The organism is Streptomyces sp. URMC 129, assembly GCF_051386415.1.
In the GTDB taxonomy this organism is placed as follows: Bacteria; Actinomycetota; Actinomycetes; order Streptomycetales; family Streptomycetaceae; genus Streptomyces.
In genome coordinates this window covers 1-6332 of sequence record NZ_JBPQTQ010000208.1, presented here as the reverse complement: position 1 = coordinate 6332, position 6332 = coordinate 1, and the positions used below count along the sequence as shown (strand labels likewise).

At 75.4% G+C, this 6332-nt stretch carries 5 protein-coding genes, 1 tRNA gene and 1 pseudogene; 4 read left to right on the top strand and 3 right to left on the bottom strand.

All coding sequences use genetic code 11. The annotated features are described in order from the left end of the window. The 3 genes and pseudogenes from ACSNOC_RS26705 to ACSNOC_RS26695 all read left to right on the top strand — a co-directional run. A pseudogene (locus tag ACSNOC_RS26705) lies at nt 1-391 on the top strand (hypothetical protein); the annotation flags it as partial. A gap of 193 nt (nt 392-584) precedes the next feature. Next, nucleotides 585-2363, top strand: coding sequence for a DEAD/DEAH box helicase (locus ACSNOC_RS26700; RefSeq protein WP_436750141.1), 1779 nt, complete (start codon nt 585-587; stop codon nt 2361-2363). 79 nt (nt 2364-2442) lie between these two features. After that, a tRNA-Lys gene (locus ACSNOC_RS26695) sits at nt 2443-2515 on the top strand. 433 nt (nt 2516-2948) lie between these two features. On the opposite strand, the gene ACSNOC_RS26690 is transcribed toward ACSNOC_RS26695, so the two are convergent. The 3 genes from ACSNOC_RS26690 to ACSNOC_RS26680 form a co-directional block, all read right to left on the bottom strand. Then, nucleotides 2949-3584, bottom strand: a complete 636-nt coding sequence (locus ACSNOC_RS26690; RefSeq protein WP_436750140.1) for a DUF305 domain-containing protein — start codon at nt 3582-3584, stop codon at nt 2949-2951. A gap of 86 nt (nt 3585-3670) precedes the next feature. Beyond that, nucleotides 3671-4066 carry a DUF6153 family protein gene (locus ACSNOC_RS26685; protein ID WP_436750139.1) on the bottom strand — a complete coding sequence of 132 codons (396 nt, stop codon included), beginning with the start codon at nt 4064-4066 and terminating at the stop codon, nt 3671-3673. A gap of 5 nt (nt 4067-4071) precedes the next feature. Further along, the gene (locus ACSNOC_RS26680; RefSeq protein ID WP_436750138.1) at nt 4072-4596 is read right to left on the bottom strand and encodes a DUF4396 domain-containing protein; all 525 of its coding nucleotides are present in this window, start codon (nt 4594-4596) and stop codon (nt 4072-4074) included. Between the two features lie 110 nt (nt 4597-4706). Here ACSNOC_RS26680 and ACSNOC_RS26675 point away from each other — a divergent pair, with 110 nt between their 5' ends. Further along, on the top strand, nt 4707-5537 hold the full coding sequence (locus ACSNOC_RS26675) for an EamA family transporter (protein WP_436750137.1): 831 nt from the start codon (nt 4707-4709) through the stop codon (nt 5535-5537). Nucleotides 5538-6332: the final 795 nt, after the last annotated feature.

Here is a 6332-nt window from a genome sequence, read left to right as displayed (position 1 = left end):
CACGGCCCGGGTGCGCGCGGCCCCGGGCGGGGCCGCGGACCGGGCCGGCGGCGCGGGAGGCGGCGAGCGGTCCGAGGACCGGGAGCCGTCCGGTTCGTCCTCGCCCGACGCGGACGAGAGCCGCGAGGCGGCGGAGGACGACCACGGCGGCCACGGGCAGGCGGCCGAGCCCGAGCCGGATCCCGCCGCCAGCGCCAGCGCGCCGGGCGGCTCGGGAGGCTCCGCGGGTTCCGGGGGCTCCGGGGGTTCCGGGGGAGACGGAAGCGGTGGTGAGGACGCGCCGCGTCCGCTGCCCGAGCCGGAGACCGAGCCCCAGCCCGAGCCGGAGCCGGGCCCCACCGAGGAGCCGGCCCCGTCGCCGTCCGAGCCCGCGGCCGAGGGCGGCGGCTGACGCCGTTTGCGCCCCAGGCCCCACCGTGCGTATGCTTGTAGATCGTTTGATCCCACTTGCCCGGCGCCCCGAAGCAGCGCGCCGTGTGGCGCGTTCCTCGTCTAGCCGTGGCTGACCGCATCCAGGCGGTCCAGAGCACCTACGGAGCAAAGGCGCGTGCCGACACCAAGACTCCGGAAGGTTCTCACCACGCATGACCGTAACGACGCCTGAGGCGCTACTTCCTCTCGACGAGCCCACCATCACCTTCGCCGACCTGGGCCTGCCCCAGAACGTGGTGCGCAAGCTCGCCGAGAACGGTGTCACCACGCCGTTCCCCATCCAGACCGCGACGATCCCCGACGCGCTCGCCGGTCTCGACATCCTCGGCCGCGGCCGTACCGGCTCCGGCAAGACGCTGAGCTTCGGCCTGCCGCTGCTGGCCCGGCTCGCCGGCCGCCGCACCACCCCCAAGCGCCCCCGCGCCATCATCCTGACCCCGACCCGCGAGCTGGCCATGCAGGTCTCCGACGCGCTGGAGCCGTACGGCGACGTGCTCGGGCTGCGGCTGAAGGTCGTCTGCGGCGGCACCTCCATGGGCAACCAGATCTACGCCCTGGAGCGCGGCGTCGACATCCTCGTCGCCACCCCCGGCCGCCTGCGCGACCTGATCGGCCGCCGGGCCTGCTCGCTCGACGACGTCGAGGTGGCCGTGCTGGACGAGGCCGACCAGATGGCCGACCTGGGCTTCCTGCCCGAGGTCACCGAGCTGCTGGACCAGGTGCCGCCGGGCGGGCAGCGGATGCTGTTCTCGGCGACGCTGGAGCGCGAGATCGACACGCTCGTGAAGCGCTACCTGGTGGACCCGGTCAGCCACGAGGTCGACGCGGCCCAGGGCGCGGTCACCACCATGACCCACCACGTGCTGATCGTGAAGCCGCGCGACAAGGCGCCGCTGACGGCCGCCATCGCCGCCCGCGAGGGCGCCCGCGCGATCGTCTTCGTGCGCACCCAGCTCGGCGCCGACCGCGTCGCGGCACAGCTCCGCGAAGCGGGCATCCGCGCGGACGCGCTGCACGGCGGCATGACGCAGGGCGCCCGTACGCGGACGCTGGCCGACTTCAAGGACGGCCGCGTCGCCGTCCTGGTCGCCACGGACGTCGCGGCGCGCGGCATCCACGTGGACAACGTGGACGTCGTGCTGAACGTGGACCCGGCCGCCGACCACAAGGACTACCTGCACCGCTCCGGCCGCACCGCGCGCGCCGGGCGCTCGGGCACGGTCGTGTCGCTGGCGCTGCCGCACCAGCGGCGGACCATCTTCCGGCTGATGGAGGACGCGGGCGTGGACGCCTCGCGCCACATCATCGGCCGGGGCGACCTGTTCGACGAGGAGATCGCCGAGGTGATCGGCGCCCGGTCGCTGACCGAGGTGCAGGCCGAGGCGGCGATGGGCGCCGTGCGCCACGCCGAGCGCGAGGTGGCCAGGCTCACACGCGAGCTGGAGCGGGCCACGGCGCGGGCGGCGGAGCTGCGCGAGGAGGCCGAGCGGCTGACCGCGCGGGCGGCGCGCGAGCGCGGCGACGACCCGGCCGAGGCGATCGCGGCGGCGGCCGAGGCGCGGCAGCTCGCGCTGGCCGAGGACGAGCGCGAGGCGCTCCGGGCCGAGAAGGCGGCGGCGCGGGCCGAAGCGGCCCGGCAGGAACGGGGCGAGGACCGGGGCGAGCGCGGCGAGCGCGGCGGCTTCCGTGACCGGGATCACCGTGACCGCCGTCCGCAGGGCGGATTCCGCCGCGACGACCGCCGCGGTGGCAGCGGTGGCAGCGGCGGCGGCTCCTCGTTCCGGCGGGACGACCGCCGGAGCGGTGGCACCGGTGGCTCGGCGTTCCGCCGGGACGACCGGCGCCCGACCGGCGGTTTCCGCCGGGACGACCGCCCGTCCACCCCGCACGACCGCCGCGCCGACAAGCCGCGCTGGAAGCGCGACAGCTGATCCCTGCCACGACGTCCGGCCTCGAAGTGCGACAACGCCTTCGAGGCCGGATGCGTGCGGGAGCTATGCTGCTCCGTGCGGGCCGTTAGCTCAATTGGCAGAGCAGTGGACTTTTAATCCATTGGTTGTGGGTTCGAGTCCCACACGGCCTACCCAGCACCACCGCGCCCCACCCGCCGGGTCACCCCGAGGGCGGGGCGCTTCGGGTTGTCCGGGCGGGACGGCCTCCGCCCGGCTCGTCCGGGGGCCTCGTCACGCGGTGATCGCGGCCGGGAACGCGAGGATCACCGCGGTCCGGCGAAGGCCGTCCCGCGGGAGGTCGCGGACGGTGCGGACCACCGATTCGTGCGAGGTGCCGGCAGCTTCTGCTGGTCGACCGGAGCGCCGGGCGAAGCAGGTCGAGGAAACGTTCCGGGGTGAGGATCACGCCCTGGCCGTGGCGGAACGGGTCCGCCGTCCGGACAGGCGAGTTCGCCCGGCAGTGCAGGCTCGTGCCGCCGTTCCCGGACTCCCCGATGATCTTCACCAGGCCGTGGGCGGCCCGCGCGGGGCGGGCCGCCCACGGACCCCGGCCCGGCCGGTCGTTCAACGGGCCGTCGGCAGCAGCTCGTTCATCCGCTCGATCTCGGCGCTCTGCGTGGTGACGATGTCCTCCGCCATGGAGGTGGCGGGCTCGTAACTGCCGTCGGCCTGCTCGTCGCGGGCCATCTCGACGGCGCCCTCGTGGTGTTCGATCATCAGCTCCAGGAAGGCGGTGTCGAAGTCCGTGCCGGAGGCGTCCGCCAGCTCCGCCATCTGGTCCGCGGAGAGCATGCCGTTCATGGCGGGCATGTCGTGTCCGGCGTGTCCGGCGTGGTCCTCCGTGTTCCCGGCGGGGACCTCCTCGCCCCAGGCCTCCAGCCACTCGGTGAGCGTGGCGATCTCGGGGGCCTGGGCCGCACTGATCTCCTCGGCGAGGGCCTGCACGTCCTCCGACGACGCCTGGTCGAGGGCGAGTTCGGCCATCTCGATGGCCTGCTGGTGGTGGGGGATCATCGCCTGGGCGAAGGTGACGTCCGCCGCGTTGTGCGCGTCGGTGTCGGCGTTGGCGTCGCTGCTGCCGCCGTTGCCGTTGTCGCCGTTGTCGCCGTTGCCGCCGCAGGCGGCCAGCGTCAGGGCGGTGAGGACGGCGGCGGTGGCCGTGGCCGCGCGACGGGCGAGCCGGGTCGTGGTGGTGCTCATGAGGGACTGCTTTCTGCGCGTGGTTGGGCATGGGCGTGCTCGGGCGCGGCGCCGCCGAACGGGATCGGCGTCGTCGCGTGGCGCGCCTATATGCGCAGCAGTTGCAGCTCGCTCAGGGACGGCGGCGGGGCCCGGCCGCCGGATGCCGGGACCGGGGCGTGCCCGGCCGACGCGGGCTCGGCGGCGGCGCCGCTGACGGCGGGCGTCGGCGCGGGAAGCGCGAGCCCGCCGCCGACCGCGCCCGCCGCGCAGGTGGAGTCGGCGTGCCGGTCGTGCCCGCCGTGGCCGGAGTCCGCGTGGACGCAGGGGTCCTCGGACGCGTGCGGGGCGTGCGGGGCATACGGGCCGGACGCGGGCGAGGCGGGTGTCGCGGGCGACAGCCCGTGCATCGCCAGCAGCCCGGTCAGGACCGCGAGCACGAGCAGCGCCCACCGCGTCCGCACCCCGTGGGACGCGGTCGCTGGTGGGCGCGGCCGGAACATGCCGGTCATCGTATGCCGTGGTAACGGTGCACCACGGCATGACCCTTGCCACGGCCGATCAGCCACTTGTTGACCGGGGTGGTGACCACGAACGCCACGGCGAACGCGAACGCCAGCGCGCCCCAGAACAACGCGTCCGCCAGGTGCGCGTCCATCGCGCCGGGGACGACGAGGAGCACCCCGTTGTCCACGATCTCCATGACCGTGATCGACAGCGTGTCGGCGGCGAGGGCCACCCCGATCGCGGCGCCGAGGGCGACCCCGGCCCGGAGCACGGCGTAGAGGGTGAGCGAATACCCGAAGACGAAGGCCAGCGCGATGGCCAGCGCCATCGTCGGGACGGTGCCCCAGCCGAGCGCCGTGCCGATGACCATGCCGAGGACTTCGCCGATCGCGCAGCCGGTGAGGCAGTGCAGGGTGGCCCGGGCGGCCATGCCCCAGCCGGCGGTGGCGTCCCCGTGGGCGTCCCCGTGCGCGTGGTGGGTGTCGTGGGCCTGATGGGTGTCGTGGGCGTGGGCGTCGTGCTGCATGGAAATGCCCCAAAGTCATCGGTTCTCGCGCTGACATCGGCAATGTATACCCCCAGGGGGTATCAGGCAAGCAGGTTCGTCCGTCGTGGCGTCCGGGTACGCGCGGCCGGATGGGTGCTCTTCTCGCGCTGGCCTCGGCGGCCTGCTACGGCGTCTTCGACTTCGCCGGGGGCCTGCTGTCCCGCCGGGCCCACTTCGCCGTCGTCACGTTCACCGGCCAGATCGGCGGGCTGCTGCTCGCGCTCGTGGCCGCGCCGCTGGTCGGCGCCGACGCGGTGGGCACGGCCGATCTGCTGTGGGGCGCGCTGTCCGGCGCGGGCAGCGGAGCGGCCATGCACTTCCTCAACCGCGGCCTGAGCCGGGGCGCGATGAGCGTCGTCGTGCCGGTGAGCGCGGTCACCGGGGTCGCGCTGTCCGTGCTGTGCGGCGTCTGCTTCCTGGGCGACCGGCCGCCGCCGACCGCCTGGACGGGCATCGGCCTCACCCTGCCCGCCCTGTGGCTGGTGTCCCGTGGCGACGGGAGCGGACCGGCCGGCGCGGTGGGCGACGGCCTGATCGCCAGCGCGGGTGTCGCCGTCCAGTACATCGGGCTGGCCCAGGCGGACGCGGCGAGTGGGCTGTGGCCGGTGGCCGCCGGGCGGGTCGCGGCGGTCCTCGTGCTGCTGCCCTCGGCCGGGCGGCACGCCGCCGAGTTCGCCGGGCCGCCCGCGCGGCTGCTGGTGGCGGCGGCGCTGACCGGCGCGGGCGCGGCGCTGGCCCTGGCCCTCTACCTGCGGGCGGCCCAGGAGGAGATGCTGGCCGTCGCGGTCGTGCTGGCCTCGCTCTACCCCGCGATCCCGACCGTCCTCGGCCTGGTGTTCCTGCGCGAACGGCTCGGCCGCGCCCGGCTCACCGGCCTGCTGGGCGCGACGGTCGCGATCGTTCTGCTGACGATGGGCTAGGTGCCACGGGAGTCGGCGTTCGACGGGATCAGGAATCACCGCGGCGCGGCCGGGCCGAGGCGGCCGTCGGGCGCAGCCGGCCGTGGACAAGGGCCGCGTCTCCCGCCTCGGCCGCGTCCGGATCGTCCGCCGCGGCCTGCCTGCCCGGCTCGCCGCCACCGCCCGGCCTCTCGCCCGTGCCGTGCGGGAGGCCGCCGGAGACGTCCGCCGTCGCCCGCTCGCCCCACGCCGGTGCCGCGAACCCGCGCGGGCCGCGACAGGCCGGGCGCGGCCGAGGTGCCGGGAACCTGACCGTGACGGCGGAGTCCGGCCGTCGGCGACATGCCAGGACGCCGTCCTCGGCGTGTGCGGCGGCGAAGGCGACGTCCGGACAGCGCGGAGGGTCGGGGGTGCGGCTCGCCGCCGTGTGTCCCCACCAGGCCCAACGGGGGTGTGGACGCCCGGAAGGGACCGGCACGGGCCCTCGGCGAGGCCCATGTGCTCGTGTTGGCGAACGGGAACGCCCGCCCGCGTGTCATCGTGCTCCCAGGTGCACGGCAGCGGGCCCGGGAGCCGGCCCGTCCCGGCCGGTCCCGTCGCGCGGTTCGCGCCGCGCCGTCTCGGGCGGCGTCTCGCCGGGGTCCCGCACGGCGGCTTGACAGATACCCCCCAGGGGTATTTAGTGAGGGCGTACCGGCCAGTACGGAGCCGGTGCGACGCACGAGACGCCGCGCGTCGCCACATGAGAACCAGGAGACCCCCATGAGCACGTCCCCTTCCGCCCCCGCCCCCGCCCCCGTCGCCACCTACCCCGTC